This window comes from Halalkalibaculum roseum (genome assembly GCF_011059145.1).
Taxonomy (GTDB): domain Bacteria; phylum Bacteroidota; class Rhodothermia; order Balneolales; family Balneolaceae; genus Halalkalibaculum; species Halalkalibaculum roseum.
Map to the genome: position 1 here is coordinate 574,705 of NZ_JAALLT010000004.1, position 24,777 is coordinate 599,481.

Consider the following 24,777-nt stretch of genomic DNA (forward strand, 5'->3'; position numbering starts at 1 on the left):
GCATGCTAAATTTCTTCCGCACAATTCGTAAAAATCTTATAGAGCAGGCCAATGTTCGAAAGTATCTGCTCTATGCCATCGGTGAGATCCTACTAGTGGTGATAGGCATTTTGATTGCCCTGCAGTTCAACACCTGGAAAGAGGAACGTCAACATCAACTCAGTGAGCAAACTTTCTATCAGACTATTTTGGATGACTTGGAGAATGATCAAAAGAAAATGAAGCATCTCTCCACCTTTTACAAAAACAGAATTGAAAACCTGTCCTGGCTACTCAATCGGGTGAGAAACCCAGACCTGGGAGTGAAACCTGAGGAATTTGGAATACATACCGAACCGCTCTATTACAATGAATCGGCGATCAGTTTTGATGCAACTTTTGAAGCAGCCAAAAGCGGAGGAGCCTTTGAAAAATTCTCCAACAAAGAACTTTTGAAAAAATTGGTCGAATACTATTCCAATTTCAAACAAAGAGAAGATGTGCTTTCCTCCACGCTTCGATTTCTGGAAAACTCCTTTGAGCCTTTAATGGCTGCTGTCCCAAATGATTTTTTGACTGAAAAGACGTCTGATCAAGTGTTGACCAGCGATGGAAACAAAGGATTTTATACTTTGATGGAATCTATTCAGGATCAAAGAAATATAGACACACAAAAACAGATAGAGAACTTTTTACAAGAGACGGAATTTGAGTCTTACCTCATCGGAGACCTTGGACGGTCTTTCAACATGACAAGCCAATTGGAACTTCGTTCTACTCAAATAATGTCCCTTCAGGAAGAAATCAAATCTTACCTCTATGATTAGTTTTTACTTCAAATTTCGCCAAAAACTCTTAGAAGAAAAGAATGACATTCGGGTCCTGGCACTTTTCGACAAATATCCAATCGGAGGCTCTCAAAGAACGGGTGGAACTAATTTTAAATCTGATTGATCAGGAATTGGACCAATATCCCTTAAATGTTCAGCTAATGTAATCCCATGAAATTAACAAAACAACAGGAAGCGGAAATAATGCCGATCTATGAAGAGTGGTGGCATAGCTATCTGAACGGTGATGTTAAAACCTATGATCATTACCTTGACGAGGACTATCGTTTTGTCGGTTCCACAGTGGCTGAAGATTTTTTGAATAAAGTGGATACCACACAATTCTTTGATGCAACTGCAGATCAGCTTTCGGGAAAAACACAAAAGAGAAACAGTAAGCTTACAGCACAATATTATGATGGGATTGTATTTATAACCGAATTGGCTGACGCATATTTACTGTTCGGTGATGAATGGACCTTTTATGGAAAATTCCGTTTCTCCTCCATGCTCCGTAAAACGAGTGATGGCTGGCGATTTATTTACCAGCATTTTTCAGTTCCCGATTCAAAAGCACATGAAGGAGAAACAATAGGTTTCGAACAAGTCTCAAAGGAAAATCAGGAATTAAGAGATGCTATAAAACGCAGAACCACTGAACTGGAATACAAAAACAGGGAACTTGAGATTGAAACAGCCCTCGAAAGAGTACGTTCGGCATCTATGGCGATGCAAGAAAGTGGCGAACTGGCCTCAGTTGCCCGTACTGTTTTTGAACAGTTACGGATTCTGGATATTGATGTATACCGATCCTGGATCGATATTTTTCATGTGGAGGAGGGATATGTACTGACCTGGTCAACTGACTTTGAAGGAAACTTTCAGCCAAACCCCGCTACTTTTCCGTTGGACTTTGATGAGACGATGTCCGACTTCTACAGGGATTTTAAATCCTCTTCCAAATTCATCGAACTTGAAGTTCATGGCGATGAGGTTAAGGAGTGGTTTGACTATCTGTATTCTGCGAGTTCAGACCCCATCTTCAAGATTTCCGACGTACCAAATGATTTGTACCAAATCTGGGCCAAGCATCAATACGGAACAATTGCTACAACAAAGCTAAGTCCTATAACAGAGGGTGAAAAGGATATTCTGAATAGGTTTGCCAAGGTTTTTGAACAATCCTATACCCGCTTCCTCGACCTGCAAAAGGCCGAAGAACAGGCACGGGAGGCACAGATTGAAACAGCCCTGGAAAAAGTGCGATCCCGAACCATGGCCATGCAATCCAGCGATGAATTGACTGAAGCTGCATCCGAAATGTTCAGTCAGATCAAGGATTTGGGACTTAACCCTTGGAGTTGCGGTTTTAATATTTTTAATGAGGATAAAACAGTGATATCTCAATGGGTGAGTTCAGGTGATGGAAGGCCTATTGAGCCATTTGATACTCCTACCGATAAAGACATTTTTAAACGCATTACCGAGCATTCATATAAAGATGAGCCTCTATACATCGAGAAAAACGCGGGTAAGGAATTGGAGGAAACGTATAGATATATGGCCTCCCTGCCTACACTTGACAAGATATTTGATGAATTAGAATCAGCCGGTATAACGCTACCCAAAAAGCAGGTTGATCACATAGCTTATTTCAAACAGGGATATTTGATGTTCATCACATATGATGAAGTACCTGAGTATCATTCCATCTTTAAGCGTTTTGCCAAAGTTTTTGAACAGACTTATACCCGCTTTCTCGACCTGCAAAAATCTGAAAAAAGGGCTCGTGAATCCGAAATCGAACTGGCACTTGAAAGGGTGCGTGCCCAGGTAACGGCCATGCAAAAGTCATCTGATCTCTTCGATATCGTGGTGAATATGCGTAAGGAATTCATTTCACTGGGTCACAAGGCGGACTATTTTTGGCATATGCGCTGGAGGCAGGAGTCCTATGAGATGTCGATGACCTCCGAAGATGGTAATCGAATCGGGATGATTATTCGAATTCCGAAATTCGTGCATGATAGTATACCCGGTCTTGCTAAATGGGAAAGAAGCTCTGATCCTGTATATATTATGCCCCTCAGTGCAGATGATGCATGGGACTATATAGAAAATATGAATACCCACGGCCGGTACGAGCAGGCCGACCCGAATGCACCGACGGAGAAGGACATTCAGGAGATCGGAGGTCTCACATTTATCATTGCCCGAACGTCGCATGGTGAAATCGGATACAGCCTTCCCGGAGAAGTCCCAGATCCGCCCCAGGAAGCACTGGATACGCTGAAACGTTTTGCCGGGGTTTTTGATCTTGCTTATCAGCGGTTTGAGGATCTGCAGGCGGCAGAGCAACAGGCAAGGCTCGTTCTTGAAGAACGGGACCGTCTCGAAGTGGCCTTGAATGAGCTTCATGCCACGCAGGATCAGTTGATACAGCAGGAAAAACTGGCTTCCCTGGGCCAGCTCACTGCCGGTATCGCCCATGAAATCAAAAATCCGCTCAACTTCGTGAATAACTTTTCGGATGTGAGTATTGAGTTGATTGAGGAAGCAAGAGAGGAAGTGAAAGAAAAGCTGACAACAGACAGCCAACAGCTGACAGCTATTTTGGACGACATCGAATCCAACCTTCGCAAAATCTACGAACACGGTTCACGGGCCGACTCTATCGTCAAGTCGATGCTCCAGCACTCCCGTGGCGGGGACGGCAAGCCGGAACCCACACCGCTCAACCCTCTGATTAAAGAATATGTGAACCTGGCCTATCACGGCATGCGTGCCGGAGCAGAGCCTATCAATGTAGACATCAAAATGAATCTGGATGCGTCCATCGATGATGTAAACCTGATTGCAGAAGACTTCAGCCGGGTGATTTTGAATCTGTGCAACAATGCATTTGATGCAATGAGAGAAAAGGAAAAACTGACAGCTGACAGCCGACAGCTATCAGCACATCCTGATAAAAAGTATGAGCCCAATCTCACTGTCCGTACCAAAAGAGATAGTGGTACCGTTACCTTCGAAATCGAAGACAATGGCCCCGGGATACCGGATGAATTAAAGGATAAGATACTGCAGCCTTTTTTTACCACGAAGAAAGGCACGCAAGGTACCGGACTGGGACTGAGTATCTCCAATGATATCGTCAAGGCGCATGGTGGAACAATGAGTATTAATTCCGACCCGGAAAATGGAACCACGTTTTGTATTTCGCTTCCGGAAAATGTAAAAACATAAAACTGACCCTCAAATGATTATATTTATAAAGCTTAAGACTATATTCAAGAAATTACTTTGGGTTAGTTTATCTCAAACGGGACACGATGCTACATGCAATTTCTAAAAGGATTCATATTATCGGTTTTCTGTCTGATTGCTTCGGATGCATTCTCGCAAGAGGTTAACTTTCGACATATAACCATAGACGATGGCCTGTCACAAAATGCCGTCTATGCTATTCTTCAGGACAGTCGCGGTTTTATGTGGTTCGGTACCAAAGACGGGCTGAACCGGTATGACGGCCGTAATTTTGTGGTTTATCAGCACAATCCATTCGACTCCACCTCCATTTCCAATGCGTATGTTACCAGGTTGGTTGAAGATAGGAATGCAAATATCTGGACCGGTTCATTAACCGGGGATATCAATATTTTAAATACAGAAACCGGAATTTTCTGTAAAGTCCCATTGGAAAATGAGACAGGAGAAAGTTTAGTAACCAATGAAATTACGGATATTGCGGAGGGCGTTGACGGAAATATGTGGATCGCGACCAAAGGCGACGGACTGATTGAAATTCTTGTAGATAAGAGTGATGGCTGCAATTACGGCTATAGGCAATATCTGCACGACCCGGCCAACGATCGTAGTCTGAACAGTAACAGGGTGGGCAATCTGTTTTTTGATGAAGATCAAACATTTTGGATTGGCACAGAGGAAGGCCTCAATCAATTCCAGGAAAGCAGTACGGCATTTACCCGAACTCAGTTTGATACCAAACACCCGGAAGCACCTGCAGGCTCGGGAGAACACAAAATCACAGCCATGCATGTAAGTCGTGCCGGTACTTTTTGGATTGGAGTCCAAAGCGGACTTGTAAAGTTTGACCGGTACTCCGGCAACTACGAATTCTATCCAAATAAGTATGAGGTTTTCGAGTATGGATGGGGAAGTATCAATAGAATTGCGGAAGACCAAAACGGGCAACTCTGGCTTGGAACTGTCGCAGGACTGATGCGCTTCGATCCCTCTACAAAACAATACACCTATTATCAGCACAAGCCGTTTGATCCGCAGTCTCTCAGTTTTAATATCATCTCCAGTCTTTTGATAGATGACACCGGTATTCTTTGGGCGGGAACCTCGGGTCTCGGCATTAATATTCATGATTTCAAAGCAAACCGGTTTTCAACGCTTAAAAGAACTCCGGACCCTTCCTCACGAATCGCAGGTTTTAGCATTCGCTCCATACTAGAAGACAATTCAGGTGATGTCTGGATAAGTGCAGATGTTTTGTACCGTTGGAACCGCCAAACCGGGGATCTCAAAAGCTATGAAGCGGGTTCCGGTATGATCGATAAATTCGGAAATACCGGTGCCTATTCCATGATTCAGGCATCGGATGGAATGCTTTGGTTTGCTTCATCACAGGGATTATTCCGGCTCAATCCGAATACCAATCAAACCAAGCTTTATAAATATTTACCGGGAGACGATTCCGGCCTTCGCGATCAGGAAGTAAATGCTGTGTTTGAAGACCGTGACGGAACGATCTGGATAGCCACGTACAATTACTTTAGCAAAATGATAGATGAGCAGGCGGGTTCATTCCAACACTTTCGATACCGGTCGTCGGAATACTCTATCGGGATAGCCCGTCCGGTCATATTCCAGGATATAAATGGAATATTTTGGCTGGGAACCGCAGAAGGGCTGATTCGTTTTGACACCAAAAGTGAAACCTTTACCACCTTTTTAAACAATCCCGATCAGCCCAATAGCCTTAGTAACAATCATATAAAATCTATCCTTGAAGATCCCGCTCAACCCGAACAGTATCTCTGGATTGGCACCTCAGGCGGGCTCAATAAGTTCGATTACAGAGCGGGGACCTTTGAACACATCACTGAGCAAGATGGCCTGCCCAATGAAGTAGTTTATGGGATACTGCCTGATGGTGCTGGGAATCTCTGGCTGAGTACAAACAAAGGGCTTTCCCGGTTCAACCCGGAACGTATGACATTTCGAAATTTTGACGTTAAGGACGGTCTCCAGAGCAATGAGTTTAATACCGGTGCCTATTTCCGCAGCGATAGCGGCGAGCTTTTTTTCGGTGGAATACAGGGACTCAACTATTTTTATCCGGACGATATTTATGACAACCCACATCAACCCCCGGTAGTACTTACCGGGATCAAACTGGGTGCCCACCCGATCTCTTATAAAACAGATCGCGGCTTGCTCGATGCTGCAGTTTCCGAAGTTGATCACATCACATTTTCACACCGCGATGACGTAATTTCATTTGAATTTGCTGCTCTTGACTTCTCTTCTCCTGAAAAGAATGAATACGCATATAAGCTTGAAGGATTTAATGAAGAATGGATACAATCCGGCAATCTTGCCTCCGCAACTTATACCAATCTGCCGCATGGCGAATATACATTCCGGGTAAAGGGCTCGAATAATGACGGTATCTGGAATGAAGAGGGACTGGCTTTGGCAGTAATCGTGACTCCCCCATGGTGGCACACCTGGTGGGCGTATGGTCTGTATCTGATAGTTTTTGTTTCCGTACTTTATTCCTTGCGGCGATACGAACTGAACCGCTTTAATTTAAAAAATGAGCTCGAGATTGAAAAAATTCAAACCGGCACGCTTAGAAATCTCGACCAGCTAAAATCACAATTCTTTGCAAACATTTCTCATGAGTTCAGAACACCACTGACTCTCATTTTGGGTCAGACCGAAACCTTGCTTCAGGCTGAGGAGGACCGCAAGAAGAAAGAAAAATTGCTCTCCGTTAATACCAACGCAGAACGGCTGCTAGGCCTTATTAACCAGCTCCTGGAATTATCCAAACTGGAGGCCGGAAAAATGGAGTTGCAAACAAGTCAACATAACATCGTTTCATTCCTCAAAAATATCTTTTTCTCGTTTGAGTCACTTGCAGATGCCAATCAAATCCAGCTCAATTTCTATTCATCACGACCTGTCATAAACATGGATTTTGATGATCAAAAAATGGAACAGGTATTTTTAAACCTGTTTTCCAACGCGTTCAAATTTACTGAATCCGGCGGTCGTATCGATCTTTCAATAGACCTGCCGGTTTCTGGGTTGATTGAAATTCGGATGAAGGATACCGGAATGGGCATTCCGGAAGAACAACTGCCGCATATTTTTGACCGATTTTACCAGGCCGACCAAACGGTAACACGCAAACATGAAGGCACGGGTATCGGCCTTGCGCTGGCCCGGGAGTTGATAGAGCTCCATCAAGGCTCAATCAGTGCGTTTAGCGAGATAGGAGTTGGAACCGAATTTGTGATTCAATTTCCTTTGGTTGATTCTGATGTTCAGAATCAAGAAGAAAAGGAGCTGAGTGTGCAGGCTTCCTCCACTGCTAAAGAAGAGTACCCCGCCCTGCCCGATTTCGGGAGCATATTGTCAGAAAACGAAGAGATTGTCCTGATCGTGGAAGACAATGCTGAAGTTCGCTCTTTTATCCGTGAACAGCTTGAAGATGATTACAAAATAATGGAGGCTGCAAACGGAAGAGAAGGAGTTGAAGTTTCTCAGGCTTCAATTCCCGATCTGATTATCACCGACCTAATGATGCCTGAAATGGATGGCTACCGGTTCAGTGAAAAAATTCGAAATAACGAAAAAACCAGCCACATCCCTGTTATTATGCTCACTGCCCGGGCCGGGCTGGATGCAAAAATCGAAGGCCTTGAAGTTGGTATAGACGCCTTCTTGACCAAACCCTATCATACTCGGGAATTGAAAACTCGGGTTAAAACTCTTATTGAACAGCGTAAGAATCTGAGAAAACAATACAGCAAGGCTACCTATTTCAAACCTTCAGCTATTGCAGAGAGTAAGGTTGATCAGGCTTTCTTGAAGAAAGCTATTGATGTAATCAATGAGCATCTTCAAGATGAGGAATACCGTGTAGAACACTTGGCATACTCCCTCAATATGAGCGTTTCCCAGCTCAACAGGAAACTAAATGCCCTCGTAGAGCAACCGGCCGGTACTTTTATACGGTCAATACGACTACAGCGTTCAACTGAGCTGCTTAATCAGACGGATAAGACCATCGCCGAAGTCTGCTTCGAAGTGGGATTTAATGACCAAGCCTATTTTTCCCGCGCTTTCAAGAAACAGTATGGCAAAAGCCCGTCAGCATTTAGGAAGTTGTCTATTTGACTTTACTGACAATTCTGGTTTATTGGCTTAATCAATAGAATTCAATTATCGATTGGCCATATAATGAACCTTCGGGTCTCGAAGCCTTAGTGGTAAAATTGACAGATTAAATATTTAACCACTTCCCGAGATGATAAGCAGGAATGCTCTAAGGGTTTACTTCATAACATTTATAAAAGTCTACGTAACGCCTCTCTACTTACAAAAGGACCCCATTTGACCGGATAATCCTAACATTTGCACCGAAAGTCCAAGTATGGCGGGTATTTATGCTGTAGCATGATACCGGAGTCAGTATTGTATTTAATGAGGAGGGAATTTCAGCAATATGGTTTTAAGAAGTTCAAACCATCTATTCCATGAAATTGGAGTAACCGCTGACACTCATTCTCAAAACCACTTTATACGGAATCCACTTTTTTAAAATAATTTAAATCAACTATAAACAGTTATGAATAAAATAAAAGTGATGATAGTTCTGCTTGCAACCCTTCCATTTTTGGTTCCCGATGCTTTAGCTCAGGAAACAGAAGAGAATGTACGCATGGAGTACCTCCTTTGTACCTTGAATGAAGGATTTACATTTGAAGATGTAATGAATGATGCAAAAACGTACGGGGAAAAAGTTACAGCTGATGGAAGCAAGTATAATCAGTATCTATTGCGTCCGATGATTGTGGGCGAACGCCTTGATGGTGTTACCCATATCCTTGCGGGTGTCTGGCCCAACGGTCAGGAGATGTACAAAGAGTACGGCAACTATGTAAATAAACATATTGATGCCGACCGGGAAAACAGCCCACACACCTGCAGGTTAACATACGCAACGATGGACCATATTGTAATAGATGACTATCGCGAAAATGAACGATTAGATCAGCGATGGCCTCTTCAGCTGGCTGATTGCTCTCTCAAAGAAGGAGTATCCATGGACTACGCCATTCAGGTTCAGAAAGAGGTGCATCAGGCAGCAGTTAAAAATAATATGAGAGGATACGGTGTCCATTTCCAGATGCCCTACCTGGGTTTCGAAGATGCTGAATATGATTTTATATCTGCCGTCTGGTGGCAAAGTTTTGAACACAGGGGAAATATGGCTCAAAACTATTATAAAATTGCTGATAGCCACGGCCAGCAAATGAGCTCCGTTGTAAGCTGCAAAAACGACCGTGTCTATTTCGCAGAGCGGATTTTCCAAACATGGGAGTAATTTCGTTTACTTAAAAAAATTCATTGGTAAGCAGAGCATAATTTAGTCAGGAGAGCATTTAAAAAAGCATAGTACCAAATGAACAAGTGCCCAAGCACATAAGATTTATAGTGCTGCAATTCCATTAGTCTCTCCGGCCGAAACCGGGGAGACTATTTTTTTAGTTTCTAGCATTAAAATGAGTTTTCTCTTTAAACTTTTCATCCAAATAACCGAAAAGTCCAAACATTTGCGCGAATAGTACAAGTTCGCCTAGTCTGATTTCCTTACATTTTGAATTACAACAGCAAGAAGTTCTGAAGCAGGGACCAATTTGCATCCGGTTCTTCCATACCAACCATTTATCGAACCAACATGAAAACAGTAGGTATAATCGGCGGGTCGGGCTATATCGGCAGCTATGTCACAAAAATCTTCCTTGCCAATGGGTTCAGCGTCCGGGTATCGGCTACGGATATAAAAAAACAGAAGAAGTACAGTCATTTAAGAACCTTACCCGGAGCGGAAAATCTGGATATTTATCCGCTGGATACACGGGATATCACTTCACTCAGGACTTTTGTAGATGGATGTGATATAGTGGTGCACGGCGGTACTCCTTTTCAGCTCGACGTGAAGGATCCTGCAAAAGACTTATTCGAGCCGACTATAAAAGGAACTGAAAACTTTCTTAGCCTCATAGATGAAACTTCCACGGTAAAAAAAATAGTCATTATTGCCTCTGTTGCTTCGTACAATACCGGGTATCCAATGCCGGTGGCAGGTCAACCTGCTGATTATCTCTACACCGAAAGCGATGAACCTCATCTCAACGAAGAAGGGCATCCCTACGCGCAGGCTAAATATTATGCCGACCAGGTGGTTCGGAAATATATTGCAGATCATCCGAATTCGGATGTTGATATCGTGAGTGTCTACCCGGTTGGGGTGATGGGCCCTGCCCTCTCAAATCGCGATGATTCCACGTCTATGGGATTGCAATACCTGTTTAAGAATAAGATTGCCCCAAATCCCTTTGTGCAAATGCTGTTCGATACCGACACCGAGTTTGCCATCGTGGATGTGCGCGACGTGGCTGAGGGTATTTACAGGGCGGCAATCACAGACGGTCTGCACGGGAAACAGTACTACCTGAGCAACGAGAGCTGGAAAGTATCCGACATCACCAGAATGCTGAACAATGAGCCGGCCAGCGATGAACCCAGGTTTGTGTATAGCGGAATAGCGGCTGAGCAGGATTTAGGAATATCATACAAACCCGCACACGTATCATTTGGTGATTATGCAGCGGCAAGCGGTGGTTAATCGGGCATCAAGTGTGGAAATTATCAGTCAGTGACATTATTCGTTTATCCTTGCAAAAAAGACACAACGAGGCGAACTCCCGATGAAATAATAGTGAACGAAGAACGAGGTCTGGCCTGGGAAACCGGAATCTTGCATGCATACTCTGCCAGCGACCCGAGTGAAGAAAACCCTTTATCCCATGGCAAATACGCGGCCCAGTGGATTCTCGAATCCGGCATATAGAAATTCAATCCCACTTTTTGGAATGCTTAACTAATGCAAAAATTCTTCCGCACAACTGACAAAAAGCTAATCCGATTCGGCGCACTATCAAATTGCACTGTATACCTCATATACTATAGGAGACCGTAAAATGCATGAAAAGTCCAAAGTTTTGGGCGAATAGTACAAGATTATGTCACGGGTAAAAGATATCATTGAGTTGTAGTGTATGTGACATTTCAATATCTGACCGTTCTGTTGAACAAACAAATAACATCAAAGGTTAAGTAGAATCAGGCATGAAAATATTAGTTGTTGATGATGAACGAGACGTGGAAATGCTGTTCCGGCAAAAATTCAGGAAAGAGATCCGCAGCGGATTTATTGAGCTTGAATTTGCTTTTTCGGGTCAGGAAGCGATGGAGCTTTTACACAACAGTCAGCCACCGGACGTTCTCTACATTTTCTCGGATATCAATATGCCCGGGATGTCGGGCCTGGAATTACTTGAACAGGTAAAAAAAGAATTTCCTGACATCCAGGTGAGTATGATTTCAGCTTACGGTGATGATGAAAATTATCAGAATGCCATTAATGCCGGCGCCAAAGAGTTTTTTACCAAACCGATTAATTTCGAGTCTCTAAGAGCAGAAGTCCATCAAATAAACGAATCGTCCGACTGATACGGAAACTGACTTAGTTAATAAGAATACTATTCAGTTATCTACGAATTGTATTGGTTGAATACGGAAAGTAAGGGATCAGAAAGCAGGATCCGGCAGGCCGTAGACTGAAGAATGGCGAGCAAAGATCCGGCATTCAATTACCAATAATCTATATTGTGGAATCGAAAGTTGGGTAGCATGAGGATTATTCTCAGCTGCTTCAGACTGACTTCCTATAGATTTCCTTTACGGGTAAAAAAAAGCCCATACAGCAAAATGCCGTATGGGCTTCTCTGTGAAATTAATTGATAATTATTAATCCAAACTTACTTTCATAACTGTCGGATTAAACAGGTTTTCTTTAAGCAACCAAAGTGTGTTCCATTTATCAAAGGTAATACCAGATGGATATATAACCGTTTCATCTGAGCCATAAACTACCTCGCAGTCTCCCCCTCCGAGTACGTCACATCTTTTAATGGTTCCCCCTGCTGTAACCGGTGGAGTTTGTGTTGCAGGGAACCAACCGTTTTTATCATACTCAACGAGATATAACCACCCGTCGGCACCAAACTCAAGGTCAAGTACAGATGTTAATCCGCTTGCTACTACTTCACATTGATCTGAGGGACATATTGCATCACGGGCACCGGCGTCTATTCTCCAAATTCTGGAAAGACCTGTGGTTGGACCATCTTCCTCCAAACCAATATTTGTGGGGGTAACTCCTGTGAGCTCTCCTACATAGTAATCACCATTTGGCCCAACAGCCACTGAAGTAGCCACCGGCTGAACATAACAGTTGCTTTCTTCTCCCAACGGAAACAATACAAGCCAATCTTCGGAATTGCTGGATCCGATACCCGATTCGGTGGGAGGTGTTAACGTTGCAACCAGTTCTAGCTGCCCGTTTGCTTTGGTCCAGTATAGAGCATTGCCTGCTGCGTCTGCGACAAGAGCTTCATTCCCACCAAGACTTGCCACACCATATGGATTAGATTGTGGACCGGCTGTGAAACCTGCACCCGGATTTTCCTCACATGCAGGAATCTTCCACCCGAGCCCGGCGTTTGCATCCGGATCATTATCGGTTTCATATTTTTCAATATCTCCTATTAATCGCTGGCTTCCATTAGAAGCATGAAAAACTTTTGCCCCCACGGCTTTATCCAAGCCGCCTCCTGTTGCAAAGAAATTACCATTACCTATAGACTCCAATCCGTTGATCGGAGAATTCGTTACAGTAGTTAATTCAGTTACAGTCTTTACCTTGCCGTTGATTTGGATCTCTTTCACCACAGTTGTTGACGTACCCGGCGGAGGTACCTCAGTACCCGGAAAAACGGTCTCGGCCAGTATGATGCCACCGCTAGGTGTTGCATCGATACTAAATACGGGTGGATTAAAGGTGTATGAATCGGCTCTGCGATCCATTTGCTCTGATTTTTTGGCTTTTGAAGCATCTATGGTCAAAGCTTGATCTTTATCTGCATTGGTGGCTACATCATTGCACCCGGCCAGGATGTAAACAAAGATTACTATGACAAGTAAGGATATTCCATTCTTTAGAAATTGCATAACTACCTCCCTTATTTATTTTTTTAGGAAAAGCTCTCTCTTATTTCCCAGTGATGTTTAGATTATATATTTAACAATCAAATCACTGTTTTTCAAGGATTTATTATGGTTATAGTACGTATAATTTTATACGGTATTTTTCATTAATTGGATAGATAAACTACACCCTCACTCGTTTTGTGGTCATAAAATTTGGAGGAATGCTCATTATGTCCAGTTGGGGTATTATGGATGTAAGCTAATCGCAATTTATCGTCCGTTTTCCCAACTTAATATAATGGCTAAGTAAAACTTTGAATCTGGCATTAAAGCTGTGATCATAACTGAATATTAAAAGGATGAAATCATTTTGGATAAAAGTTTTATATATTCTAGACATGGCACTCCAAAATAGTTAAACACTCATACTTACATGTTTTCAACCTCTTGTGATTATGGTCTGCAGGCGATGCTCTACCTGGCACTGCATTATTCCGATGAAGAGAATATTGGCCTTAACAGCATTGTCGAAAAACTGGACATCCCCAAGCACTACCTTAGCAAGATACTTCAGGTACTGGTAAAACATAAATTGCTGGTATCCATGAAAGGTCCCAAAGGTGGATTCAGACTCAACCGCCCGCCCTCCGAAATCTCTCTTATTGAAATTGTTGAAGCTATTGACGGGTTGGATATTTTCAATGAGTGCGGCATTGGTTTTAAAAAATGCGACGACAAACATCCCTGTCCCATCCACCAGGAGTACAAGGAGATACGCAACAAAATACAGACCCTATTTGAAAACAAGACACTGGAAGAGCTCACCAAGGATGTAAAGAGCGGCGAAAGCATTGTATCACTGGGACACAAAGTGACTTCAAAATAGCTCTCCAACATCTCATTTTCCGTTTCCATAAAACTTTAATTATTTAATTTTGGAGTTTTATGTCTAATTATCTTATTATTCTTTTAGCTTCATGAATTAACAATACCTGCTATCCAAACATATAGCTGGAGGCTGTCATGGCATTACGAATAACAGATGCCTGTATTAACTGCGGATATTGCATTGCTGAATGTCCGAATCAGGCTATTTACGAACCCGGTATGAAGTGGTCGCTGGCCGAAGGCACGCAGCTCCGAGGTGAGGTAAAGGTTGGCCGCAACAAGTTTCTGAATGCCGACCAATTGTACCCGCCGCTTTCCTACAACTTCCACTATATAGTACCTGAAAAATGCTCAGAGTGTATGGGAGTATTTGATGAGCCTCAATGCAACGTGGTGTGTCCTGACCCATTGAGTTTTAGAAAATTCAGAAACAACGAAAAGTTAATTGACCTAATTCAAAAACAGTCCACACTGAATCTAGAGCTGATTTGAAGCAATACATTGACCCGGCGGACAGGTTAACCTGGCAATCGCCAAATCTTAATTTCAATCCTAACTGTTGATCAAACCTATTTGTGTGTATGGATGAGTGCGTAATTCACCTCCCTGTTGAAATAGTCATCATCAGTTCAAGGAATAGAACCATACAAAATCCGGTGCCTTACTGCATCCGTGATGCCTATGCATCACCTCTATGCCCGGTGGGCATTTAACATTAATGAATACACGATCCCATGTTTTCTGCATCATGTCATTACGGTCTGCAAGCGATGTTTTATATCGCACTGCATTCGTCTGATGAGAAAAATGTGGATCTGAATAGAATTGCGGAGGAGAAAAAAATCCCAAAGCACTTCCTGAGCAAAATATTGCAGATGCTTGTCAAGGATAAATTACTGGTATCCATGAAAGGGCCGACCGGTGGCTACAAATTAAGTCGCCCCGCAGATGAAATCACTCTGCTTGAAATCGTAGACGCCATAGACGGGCTTGACATTTTCGATCAATGCGGTATTGGCTTTAGAAAATGCAATCCGGATAAACCCTGTCCCATCCACAATGATTACAAAAGAATCAGGGATCGGGTATACAGGCTTTTTGAGGATAAGACCCTGGTAAGCCTCAACGAAGAAATTAAAAGCGGCAACAGCATGAGCAAAATCGTGGAACCCTCAGATTAGATGACTCATCGTCGAAGTTTAAAGAATTCAACATACCATAATCGTGATATAAGAAGGTGAAATCGTGCAAAATCAACAAGTAACTATCGATGCAAATGAAGCGACAGCCTATGTTGCTCATAACCTAAGTGAGATTATTGCCATATACCCCATAACACCTGCCTCACCGATGGGTGAGTGGGCTGACGAATGGAGCATGGCAACGAAAAAAAATATCTGGGGAACCATTCCTGATGTGGTGGAACTGCAGAGTGAAGGCGGCGCCGCAGGTGCCATGCATGGAGCTTTGCAGACGGGTGCCCTGACAACCACTTTCACCGCTTCCCAGGGATTGCTTCTGATGCTGCCAAACCTATATAAGATAGCCGGCGAACTCACTCCCGCTGTTGTGCATGTGGCCTCAAGAACCGTTGCTACACATGCCCTCTCCATATTCGGTGACCACAGTGATTCCATGACGGCCCGCCTGGCAGGTATGGCCATGCTAAGCTCAAATAGTGTGCAGGAAGCGATGGATATGGCCATGATTGCTCATTCCGCTACCCTGCAGACTCGCATTCCCTTTCTTCACTTTTTTGACGGTTTCAGAACTTCTCACGAGGTACAGAAAATTCATCAGATTCCTCTGGAAGTCATGTCAGACATGATTGACCACGAATGGATTATTGAACATCGCAACCGAGCTCTCAAACCTGATAGCCCGGTGCTAAGAGGTACCGCCCAAAACCCGGACGTCTTTTTCCAGGCGAGGGAAACCGTTAATCAATACTATGACAACTGTCCGGGCATTGTACAGGAGCATATGGACAAATTTGCCGAGTTAACCGGAAGGACCTACCGCTTGTTCCAATACCATGGACCAGAGGATGCCGAGCGTGTTATCATTCTGATGGGTTCGGGTGCCGAAACCGCACATGAGGCGGTAGATAAGCTGAATAAACAAGGCGAAAAAGTCGGACTCGTTAAAGTACGTCTTTTCAGACCTTTCAGCATGAATCACCTTATTCAAAGTCTGCCTGCAACCGTTAGGGGCATTGCAGTGCTGGACCGTACCAAAGAACCCGGGAGTACAGGTGAGCCTCTTTATAATGACGTGATTGCCAGCCTTTATGAAAACCAAACGGAAGAGTGGAAGACTTTCGATACCAACCCAAGAGTCATAAACGGTCGGTTCGGACTCTCATCCAAGGAGTTTACTCCGCCCATGGTTAAACGAATTTTTGACGAATTAACCAAGAGTAAGCCTAAGAATCATTTTACCATCGGAATAGAAGACGATATTACCCATACCAGTCTGGATTTCAATGTAAACGGACTGATGAGTACCGAGGATCGCTTTGAAGGACTCTTTTACGGTCTTGGATCTGATGGGACAGTGAGTGCCAACAAGAATTCCATAAAAATAATCGGCGACAATACCGATTATTACGCTCAAGGATACTTTGTCTATGATTCCAAGAAGTCCGGTGCAACGACGGTCTCGCACCTCCGCTTCGGTCCCGATCCTATCCGATCCGCCTATTTGATACATGAAGCCAACTTTGTGGCTTGTCACCAGTTTCAGTTCCTGGACAGGTTTGATATGCTTGAAAAAGCCCAAAAGGGGGCAACCTTCCTGTTAAATGCCCCGCTAGAGCCTGAAGAGGTATGGGATAATCTACCCGAAAAGGTTCAACGCCGGATTATTGAAAAGGATCTCAACTTCTACAGTATCGATGCTTACAAAGTAGCCCGTGAAAATGGCATGGGAACCCGCATTAATACGGTCATGCAGACCTGTTTCTTTGCCATATCCGAAATACTGCCTAGAGAGGAAGCCATAAAATTGATTAAGGAAGGCATCAAGAAAGCATACGGCAGTAAGGGCGAAGAGGTGTTGAAGAGCAACTATAGGGCTGTGGACAATTCCATAGAGAATCTGAATAAGATAGAGATTCCCGATAAGGTGACCTCCGATATTGATATGAGGCCTGCCGTTCCTAAAGAAGCACCCGAATATGTACAAAAAGTAATTGGAGAAATTATTGCAGGTAATGGCGATGACCTACCCGTAAGTGCTTTTGAACCTGACGGCACTTTCCCCACAGGTACTACCAAATGGGAAAAGAGGAATATCGCCCAGGAAATACCGGTGCTGGAACCCGATATCTGTATACAATGCGGTAAATGTGCCTTGGTTTGCCCCCATGCAGTAATCCGTATGAAAGCATTTGACGAAGACCTGCTGGCCGGGGCTCCCGAGACCTTCAAATATATGGATGCACGCGGCCGGGAATGGCCGGATAATACCAAAGTCAGCATTCAGGTATCACCGGAGGATTGTACCGGATGTGAGTTGTGTGTGGAAGTCTGCCCGGTTAAGGACCGTAAGAAAGTGGGAAGAAAAGCCCTCAATATGGCAGAAATTCAGCCGCTGATTGAACAGGAGAAAGAAAACTGGGATTTCTTCCTGTCACTTCCTGAGTATGATCGCTCGGAACTGAAACAGGAAACCGTAAAAGGTTCGCAATTCCTCGAACCCTTGTTTGAATTTTCAGGGGCCTGCGCCGGCTGCGGTGAAACACCCTATATCAAATTGATCACCCAGTTATTCGGTGATCGGATGATTATTGCCAATGCCACCGGTTGTTCATCTATATATGGCGGGAATTTACCGGCTACACCGTATACCACAAACAGCCAGGGACTAGGTCCTGCGTGGTCTAATTCACTTTTTGAAGATAACGCGGAATTCGGACTCGGCTTCCGGCTCACCATAGACAAACAGGAGACACAGGCAAAAGAACTTCTCAATTCTTTAAACGGTGATATAGATCCACAGTTGAAGAAAGAGATTCTCAATGCTGATCAGAGCACCGAGCCGGGTATCTTTGAGCAGAGAGAACGTGTTGCAGAACTCAAAGAGCTACTCAAATCATCGGATAAGAAAGAAGCCAAGCTACTTTACAGCATCGCCGACTACCTGGTGCGCAAAAGCGTCTGGATCTTCGGAGGTGACGGATGGGCTTACGATATCGGTTATGGGGGACTTGATCACGTGCTGGCCAGCGGCCGGGATGTGAACATACTGGTCATGGATACCGAAGTATACTCCAATACCGGGGGACAGTGTTCTAAAGCAACGCCACTGGGTGCGGTAGCAAAATTTGCTGCTGCCGGTAAGCGCACCTCCAAAAAGGACCTTGGACTAATGTCTGTTTCTTCAGGCGGAGCTTATGTGGCACGTGTTGCACTCGGCTCCAGTGATATGCAAACCATGAAAGCCATACTGGAGGCCGAAAGATACCCGGGTCCATCCATTATCATTGCATACAGCCATTGTATAGCCCACGGTTATGACATGAAATTCGGACTCAACCAGCAGAAACTGGCTGTTGACTCCGGCTACTGGCCCTTGTTCCGATTCGATCCTACGAAGATTGACAAGAATGAGAATCCCTTCCAACTGGATTCAAAGCCACCCAAAATTCCTCTTGAGGACTACGCCTATAATGAGATGCGTTACCTGATGCTTTCAAAATCCAAGCCGCAGGTAGCCAAAGATCTTATGAATCATGCACAAAAAGATGTGAAGGAGCAGTGGAAGATCTACGAGCGTATGGAAGCACTCTTCGAGCCGAATGGAACAGCGACTGAAAAGGAGCCGCAGGATTAACATGAGACTGAAAATTTAAATAAGCATAAATCAATGAACTTAGAAACTACATACCTTGGCCTGACCTTAAAAAACCCTCTGGTTCCCTCGGCCTCCCCGTTATCTACCGAAGTAGACTACGTCAAAAAAATGGAAGATGCCGGTGCTTCAGCAGTGGTGATGTATTCTTTATTCGAAGAGCAGATTACAAAAGAAAATATTGCGCTGGACCATTTTTTAACGCACGCCAACGAAGGCTATGCAGAAGCACTGAGCTATTTCCCTGACCCCGGGGTGTATCACAACCTAAATGCGGAAGATTATTTGACTCATATCCGGAAGCTCAAAGAGGCGGTTGATATACCTGTCATAGCAAGCCTAAACGGCGTTTCGGAAGGAGGCTGGATGTCTTATGCCGAAAAAATGGAACAGGCCGGTGCCGATGCCCTGGAACTAAATATCTACTATATCGCTGCAGATCCTAACCTCAGTGCGGAGGAGGTTGAGCAGAAATACATCAATGATGTAAAGGCTGTGAAAAAGAACATCACAATCCCTGTGGCAGTAAAGCTGGCACCCTATTTCAGTGCCTTTGCAAATATGGCTGTCCGCCTGGAAAAAGCAGGAGCTGACGGACTGGTGCTGTTCAATCGCTTTTACCAGCCGGATTTTGACCTCGATGAGTTTGAAGTGGAACCCAGCCTTGAGCTGAGTAGCAGCTTTGAAAAAAGACTCCCCCTGCGATGGATTGCGATGCTTCGACCCCATTTGAAAGGCAGCCTCGCAGCTACTTCGGGTATTCATACTGCCGAAGATGTCATTAAGATGCTATTGGCAGGTGCCGATGTGGCAATGATGGCTTCAGTACTGCTCAAAAATGGAATAGGAACGCTCCGTGACATAACAGAAGGAATCAAAGAATTCATGGAAGAAAAAGAATACGAGTCTGTCTCTGAAATGAAAGGAGCCATGAGTTCATCTTCGATCGGAGATCCTTCAAAATTTGAACGTGCCAATTATATCAAGACCCTTCAGGGATTCACTATGGAGGATATCACCTAGATGAATCCATACTTGTTTACCCTGCAAGGCGAAGTATCAACTACAGAACGTGAATTTTCCCAATTTTTTGATCCGGCATTTGTATCCAAACGCGAATTTAGCTACATTATTTTAGAGTTTTTTGTCTAAATATCTTAAATTAGAATTAGTTCTCTTAAAACCTGTTTTCAACAACATATAATTCAAAAAGTACACTACCATGTCATTACTGATTACTGATACCTGTATCAACTGTGCTGCATGTGAACCGGAATGCCCGAATCAGGCAATATATGAGCCCGGCGCGGAATGGTCTATGGCAGAAGGTACCAGCCTGCAAGGCACTGTTACCTTATTGAACGGAGATGAAGTGGATGCGGAAGAAATGCAGGAGCCTCTTTCGGATGACTTCTATTTCATCGTAGCTGATAAATGCACCGAATGCAAAGGTTTCCACGAAGAGGAACAGTGCATCGCGTTTTGTCCGGTACCGGAATGTATCATCGTCCATCCCGATCATGAAGAATCGGAAGACCAGCTTTTGGAGCGGCAGTCATTCCTGCATAATTAATATCGCCCAAAAGAGATAAAAAGATTCACCTTTAAAACCTGGAACCAATGCCTTCTACCAAAACTAAACAGACCATGAGAAAAGCTGTCGTCCGTTTTTCCGGTGACTCCGGGGATGGGATGCAGCTGACAGGAGAAATATTCTCGCAGTCTTCAGGTTCAGCCGGCAACGACCTGACGACCGTACCTGATTTTCCCGCCGAGATAAGGGCTCCCCAAGGTAGTATAGGCGGGGTTTCAAGTTTCCAAATTCAAATAGGCGGCACGGAAATCTATACCCCCGGTGATAAAGTGGATGTTCTTGTGGTAATGAACCCTGCCGCTCTTTCAGCCAACCTGAAATTCCTTAAATCGGGTGGGACCATTATTGCCGATAAGGATAACTTTAACAGGAAGTTTCTGAAGAAGGCAGACTATGAAGAGAACCCGTTGGAAGACAGCTCCCTTGACGATTACCAGGTTGTTGCCGCGCCGGCGACATCTCTTACCAAAGAGGCCCTAAAAGATCTGGATCTGGACATGCAGTCGGTCACCCGAAGCAAAAATATGTTTGCATTGGGGGTTGTCTACCACCTTTTCAACCGACCTATTGAGCCTACTATTGATTTTTTTGAAAAAAAATTCAGTGGAAAACCCGATCTCATTCAGGCAAACATGCGGGCCCTGAAAGCCGGCTACTATTATGCGGAGAATACCGATGTCTTGCCGGCCTCGATTGTTATTCCTCCGGCTAATCTGCCTAAAGGGACCTACAGAAATATTGACGGAAACACCGCCATTGCGTGGGGCGCATTGGCAGCTGCTGAAAAAAGCGGTCGCAAGCTCTCCCTGTCTTCCTATCCTATCACCCCGGCATCAGAGATTCTTCACGAGGTCTCGGCCCGCAAGGATCTGGGTGCCATTGTGCTTCAGGCTGAAGATGAAATTGCCGCTGTCTGTGCAGCAATTGGAGCCGCATACGCAGGTAATCTCTCGATAACCAGTACCTCAGGCCCCGGGATCTCACTTAAAACCGAAGCGATGGGTCTCGCAGTTATTGCAGAGTTGCCGCTCGTGGTCATCAATGTTCAGAGATCAGGTCCGTCAACCGGCCTGCCGACCAAAACGGAACAGGCTGACCTTTTGCAGGCACTATACGGACGTCACGGGGAAGCCCCGATTGTAGTTCTGGCTGCCAGTTCTCCTGATGACTGCTTTTACTACAGTTACCAGGCGTGCAGACTGGCCATGGAACACATGACCCCGGTTGTACTACTCTCTGATTCTTACCTTGCCAGCGGCAAAAGTCCGTGGCGAATCCCTGATTTGGGTGAACTGCCGGATATTACCATTCCCGAATATACCGGCACGCCGGAAGAATGGGCTCCTTACTTAAGACAGCCCGAATACCTCAATCGATACTGGAAGGTCCCCGGCGAAAAAGGTTTTGAACACCGCATCGGCGGTCTTGAAAAAGAAGATATTTCGGGCCACCTGACCTATGACCCTGAAAACCATGAGAAAATGGTACAGATCCGTCAGAAAAAGGTTGATCTCATTGCCAATAAACTACCTAAACAGGAAGTTTCCGGGGCCCAATCCGGAGAATTACTGGTCGTTGGATGGGGTAGTACCTACGGTGCTATCAATTCTGCCATTATGGAATTGCTTGAAGAGGGCTACGAAAATATCGGCTTTACACATTTCAATTATATCAGTCCGCTACCGGGCAATACGGCTGAAATATTTGACCGTTTTGACCGCGTCCTGGTCTGTGAATTGAATAACGGACAGTTTGTGAAATACCTGAGATCCACCCTACCGGATTATGAATATGTACAGTTTAACAAGAATCAGGCCCAGCCATTTTTCACATCCGAAATTAAATCCAAGATTTACAAGACACTCGAGGTTGAGTTATGAAAACCGAAACCAAGACAAACGGTGAGACCTTAACCGTCAATGATTTTAAAAGCGATCGGAATGTAAAATGGTGTCCGGGTTGTGGCGACTACATGATCCTTGCCATGATGCAGAAAACCTTTACCCAGCTGGATCATAAGAAGGAGGATATTGTCTGTATCTCAGGTATCGGCTGCTCTTCACGCCTGCCTTATTACTTAGAAACTTTTGGCATTCACTCTTTGCACGGGCGTGCTCCCGCAGTGTCTACCGGATTGAAACTGGCAAATCCCGATCTGAGTGTCTGGGTTGTTACCGGTGATGGAGATAGTATGGCGATTGGCGGCAACCATTTCATTCATGCCTGCCGTAGAAATCTGGATCTGAATATCATCATATTCAATAACAAGATCTATGGTATGACCAAAGGACAGTCCTCTCCTACCACTCCTCTCGGTACCAAAACCAAAACAGCGCCCTACGGCAGTTATGAACCTCCCTTTACTATCGGAGAGCTGGCAATCAGTGCCGGTGCCACCTTCTTTGCCCGCGTCCCGGATAAAAGTCCAAATATGCTGGGAGATGTGATGATGGAGGCTTATAAACATAAAGGAACCTCGGTTATTGAGGTTCTGCAAAACTGTGTTATTTTCACTGATGGTATCCATGAACAGCTGACAGGTAAAGATACGAAGGATGAAAATCAGCTGGTCCTGGAGCAGGGTAAACCCATGATTTTCGGAAAAGATCAGGAATTCGGAATTGCAATGGATGGTATGAAGCTGAAGAAGGTATCACTCGATGATGACAGTGACCATGAACCTTTGGTGCATGATCCTACAGAAATGGAAACGCAGATGCATATTGCGCTTTCCAGGTTGCAGCTTCCCGACTATCCGGTGGCCATGGGAATTATCAGAAATACCGAATCCGTCAGTTTTGACGAGACCTTGCACCATATTATCGAAGATTCCCAGGAGAAAAGTCCTTATAAAAATGTCACGGAACTTTTCCATACCGGTAATACCTGGAATGTCTCCTAACGGGTTATATTGCAGATATAAGAATATTTAAAAAATTAAATTACAGGAATATGTCAGACAGCAAGAAAGTAACGATCGACTTAGATGGAAGCAGCTTTGAACTTCCTCTGGTTGTTGGAACCGAAGACGAAAAAGCGATTGACATATCACGACTTCGCAACGAAACCGGGTATATCACCCTGGATACCGGATACAAAAATACCGGGTCTACCAAAAGTGCTATAACCTTCCTGGATGGTGAAAACGGAATATTGCGATATCGCGGATATCCGATTGAACAACTGGCTGAGCAATCCACCTTTCTTGAAGTTGCTTATTTGCTGATATATGACAAACTGCCTACGCAGAAGGAACTTGATCAGTTTATTTCTAAAATCACCCAGCACACCTTGATTCACGAGGATATGATGAAGTTTTATGAGGGCTATCCCTCAAAGGCTCATCCTATGGGCGTCCTCGCCTCTATGATCAGTGCTTTGTCTACCTTCTACCCTGAATCTCACAAGTCGGAGCTACACCCTGATGAAGTTGAATTGACCATCATCAGACTACTTGCCAAGGTATCTACTATCGCAGCATGGTCATATAAGAAGTCGAAAGGATTTCCCCTGATGTACCCGCAGAATCGACTCAGTTATACCGAAAACTTTCTGCATATGATGTTTGCCCAGCCCACAGAGGAGTTCAAGGTAAATCCTGTTGTGGCCAATGCGCTTGATACCCTGTTAATTCTGCACGCAGATCACGAGCAGAACTGCTCGGCTTCTACTGTGCGAATGGCCGGTTCCTCTCATGCCAGCCTCTACGCTGCAATTTCAGCCGGAGTTTGTGCACTTTGGGGCCCATTACATGGCGGTGCCAACCAGCAGGTTATTGAAATGCTGCAGCGCATTCAGGCAGAAGGAGGTAATGTGGAGAAAATGGTTGAGAAGGCTAAGGATAAGGACAGTGATTTCCGACTCATGGGCTTCGGTCACCGTGTGTATAAGAATTTCGACCCGCGGGCCAGAATTATCAAAGATGTTTGCGACAAAGTGCTCAATGAGCTGGGCATTGATGATCCGCTGCTGGATATTGCAAAGTCCCTAGAAGAAGTTGCCCTGAATGACAGCTACTTCGTAGAAAGGAAACTGTATCCCAATGTGGACTTTTATTCGGGTATTCTCTATCGGGCCATGAATATCCCCACCGAGATGTTTACGGTGATGTTTGCCTTGGGAAGATTACCGGGGTGGATCGCTCAATGGAAGGAGATGCGTGATAACAAAGAACCGATTTCACGTCCCCGCCAGATATATGTGGGAGCCAATGAAAGAGATTATGTTCCTATTTCAGACCGTTAATTAGTG

Annotated in this window: 17 protein-coding genes; 16 read left to right on the top strand and 1 reads right to left on the bottom strand. The window is 44.4% G+C overall.

Annotated elements, in window-relative coordinates; all coding sequences use genetic code 11:
• The first annotated feature begins 2 nt into the window (after nucleotides 1–2).
• The 7 genes from G3570_RS14435 to G3570_RS14460 all read left to right on the top strand — a co-directional run bounded on the left by G3570_RS14435 (nucleotide 3) and on the right by G3570_RS14460 (nucleotide 11,651).
• Nucleotides 3–806 (top strand): DUF6090 family protein, encoded by an 804-nt coding sequence (locus tag G3570_RS14435; protein ID WP_165143532.1) that lies wholly within the window; start codon nucleotides 3–5, stop codon nucleotides 804–806.
• Between the two features lie 174 nt (nucleotides 807–980).
• Nucleotides 981–4,052, top strand: coding sequence for an ATP-binding protein (locus tag G3570_RS14440; protein WP_165143533.1), 3,072 nt, complete (start codon nucleotides 981–983; stop codon nucleotides 4,050–4,052).
• Nucleotides 4,053–4,145: 93 nt separating this feature from the next.
• On the top strand, nucleotides 4,146–8,249 hold the full coding sequence (locus G3570_RS14445; RefSeq protein WP_165143534.1) for a hybrid sensor histidine kinase/response regulator transcription factor: 4,104 nt from the start codon (nucleotides 4,146–4,148) through the stop codon (nucleotides 8,247–8,249).
• Between the two features lie 451 nt (nucleotides 8,250–8,700).
• Nucleotides 8,701–9,459: a hypothetical protein gene (locus G3570_RS14450; RefSeq protein ID WP_165143535.1), complete on the top strand. Its 759-nt coding sequence runs from the start codon at nucleotides 8,701–8,703 to the stop codon at nucleotides 9,457–9,459.
• Between the two features lie 354 nt (nucleotides 9,460–9,813).
• Nucleotides 9,814–10,764, top strand: a complete 951-nt coding sequence (locus G3570_RS14455) for an NAD-dependent epimerase/dehydratase family protein (RefSeq protein WP_165143536.1) — start codon at nucleotides 9,814–9,816, stop codon at nucleotides 10,762–10,764.
• 93 nt (nucleotides 10,765–10,857) lie between these two features.
• Nucleotides 10,858–10,989, top strand: coding sequence for a hypothetical protein (locus G3570_RS16510; protein ID WP_282958244.1), 132 nt, complete (start codon nucleotides 10,858–10,860; stop codon nucleotides 10,987–10,989).
• 278 nt (nucleotides 10,990–11,267) lie between these two features.
• Nucleotides 11,268–11,651 (top strand): response regulator, encoded by a 384-nt coding sequence (locus G3570_RS14460; protein ID WP_165143537.1) that lies wholly within the window; start codon nucleotides 11,268–11,270, stop codon nucleotides 11,649–11,651.
• Nucleotides 11,652–11,948: 297 nt separating this feature from the next.
• Here the strand turns inward: G3570_RS14460 and G3570_RS14465 are convergent, their stop codons facing one another.
• Nucleotides 11,949–13,211, bottom strand: a complete 1,263-nt coding sequence (locus G3570_RS14465) for a ScyD/ScyE family protein (protein WP_165143538.1) — start codon at nucleotides 13,209–13,211, stop codon at nucleotides 11,949–11,951.
• A 412-nt stretch (nucleotides 13,212–13,623) separates the two neighbouring features.
• On the opposite strand from G3570_RS14465, the gene G3570_RS14470 reads away from it, so the two are divergent.
• The 9 genes from G3570_RS14470 (at nucleotide 13,624) to G3570_RS14510 (ending at nucleotide 24,771) form a co-directional block, all read left to right on the top strand.
• A complete protein-coding gene (locus G3570_RS14470; protein ID WP_165143539.1) occupies nucleotides 13,624–14,076 on the top strand; it encodes an RrF2 family transcriptional regulator in 453 nt (150 codons plus the stop codon).
• Nucleotides 14,077–14,213: 137 nt separating this feature from the next.
• Complete coding sequence (locus G3570_RS14475; RefSeq protein ID WP_165143540.1) at nucleotides 14,214–14,570, top strand: 4Fe-4S dicluster domain-containing protein; 357 nt, start codon at nucleotides 14,214–14,216, stop codon at nucleotides 14,568–14,570.
• 242 nt (nucleotides 14,571–14,812) lie between these two features.
• Nucleotides 14,813–15,259 carry an RrF2 family transcriptional regulator gene (locus tag G3570_RS14480; RefSeq protein WP_165143541.1) on the top strand — a complete coding sequence of 149 codons (447 nt, stop codon included), beginning with the start codon at nucleotides 14,813–14,815 and terminating at the stop codon, nucleotides 15,257–15,259.
• A gap of 64 nt (nucleotides 15,260–15,323) precedes the next feature.
• Entirely contained in the window at nucleotides 15,324–18,914 is a 3,591-nt protein-coding gene (gene nifJ, locus G3570_RS14485) for a pyruvate:ferredoxin (flavodoxin) oxidoreductase (protein ID WP_346267313.1), read from the top strand.
• Between the two features lie 33 nt (nucleotides 18,915–18,947).
• On the top strand, nucleotides 18,948–19,955 hold the full coding sequence (locus G3570_RS14490) for a dihydroorotate dehydrogenase-like protein (protein WP_165143542.1): 1,008 nt from the start codon (nucleotides 18,948–18,950) through the stop codon (nucleotides 19,953–19,955).
• Nucleotides 19,956–20,154: 199 nt separating this feature from the next.
• Entirely contained in the window at nucleotides 20,155–20,505 is a 351-nt protein-coding gene (locus G3570_RS14495) for a 4Fe-4S binding protein (RefSeq protein WP_165143543.1), read from the top strand.
• A 74-nt stretch (nucleotides 20,506–20,579) separates the two neighbouring features.
• The gene (locus tag G3570_RS14500) at nucleotides 20,580–22,406 is read left to right on the top strand and encodes a 2-oxoacid:acceptor oxidoreductase subunit alpha (RefSeq protein WP_249067136.1); all 1,827 of its coding nucleotides are present in this window, start codon (nucleotides 20,580–20,582) and stop codon (nucleotides 22,404–22,406) included.
• Nucleotides 22,403–23,428, top strand: a complete 1,026-nt coding sequence (locus tag G3570_RS14505; protein WP_165143545.1) for a 2-oxoacid:ferredoxin oxidoreductase subunit beta — start codon at nucleotides 22,403–22,405, stop codon at nucleotides 23,426–23,428. The genes G3570_RS14500 and G3570_RS14505 overlap by 4 nt, the downstream gene beginning before the upstream one ends.
• A gap of 50 nt (nucleotides 23,429–23,478) precedes the next feature.
• Nucleotides 23,479–24,771: a citrate synthase gene (locus tag G3570_RS14510; protein WP_165143546.1), complete on the top strand. Its 1,293-nt coding sequence runs from the start codon at nucleotides 23,479–23,481 to the stop codon at nucleotides 24,769–24,771.
• Nucleotides 24,772–24,777: the final 6 nt, after the last annotated feature.

Coding starts and splice junctions, on each gene's coding strand:
- G3570_RS14435 (WP_165143532.1), top strand. CDS start 3: ATGCTAAATTTCTTCCGCACAATTCGTAAAAATCTTATAGAGCAGGCC.
- G3570_RS14440 (WP_165143533.1), top strand. CDS start 981: ATGAAATTAACAAAACAACAGGAAGCGGAAATAATGCCGATCTATGAA.
- G3570_RS14445 (WP_165143534.1), top strand. CDS start 4,146: ATGCAATTTCTAAAAGGATTCATATTATCGGTTTTCTGTCTGATTGCT.
- G3570_RS14450 (WP_165143535.1), top strand. CDS start 8,701: ATGAATAAAATAAAAGTGATGATAGTTCTGCTTGCAACCCTTCCATTT.
- G3570_RS14455 (WP_165143536.1), top strand. CDS start 9,814: ATGAAAACAGTAGGTATAATCGGCGGGTCGGGCTATATCGGCAGCTAT.
- G3570_RS14460 (WP_165143537.1), top strand. CDS start 11,268: ATGAAAATATTAGTTGTTGATGATGAACGAGACGTGGAAATGCTGTTC.
- G3570_RS14465 (WP_165143538.1), bottom strand. CDS start 13,211: ATGCAATTTCTAAAGAATGGAATATCCTTACTTGTCATAGTAATCTTT.
- G3570_RS14470 (WP_165143539.1), top strand. CDS start 13,624: ATGTTTTCAACCTCTTGTGATTATGGTCTGCAGGCGATGCTCTACCTG.
- G3570_RS14475 (WP_165143540.1), top strand. CDS start 14,214: ATGGCATTACGAATAACAGATGCCTGTATTAACTGCGGATATTGCATT.
- G3570_RS14480 (WP_165143541.1), top strand. CDS start 14,813: ATGTTTTCTGCATCATGTCATTACGGTCTGCAAGCGATGTTTTATATC.
- G3570_RS14490 (WP_165143542.1), top strand. CDS start 18,948: ATGAACTTAGAAACTACATACCTTGGCCTGACCTTAAAAAACCCTCTG.
- G3570_RS14495 (WP_165143543.1), top strand. CDS start 20,155: ATGTCATTACTGATTACTGATACCTGTATCAACTGTGCTGCATGTGAA.
- G3570_RS14500 (WP_249067136.1), top strand. CDS start 20,580: ATGAGAAAAGCTGTCGTCCGTTTTTCCGGTGACTCCGGGGATGGGATG.
- G3570_RS14505 (WP_165143545.1), top strand. CDS start 22,403: ATGAAAACCGAAACCAAGACAAACGGTGAGACCTTAACCGTCAATGAT.
- G3570_RS14510 (WP_165143546.1), top strand. CDS start 23,479: ATGTCAGACAGCAAGAAAGTAACGATCGACTTAGATGGAAGCAGCTTT.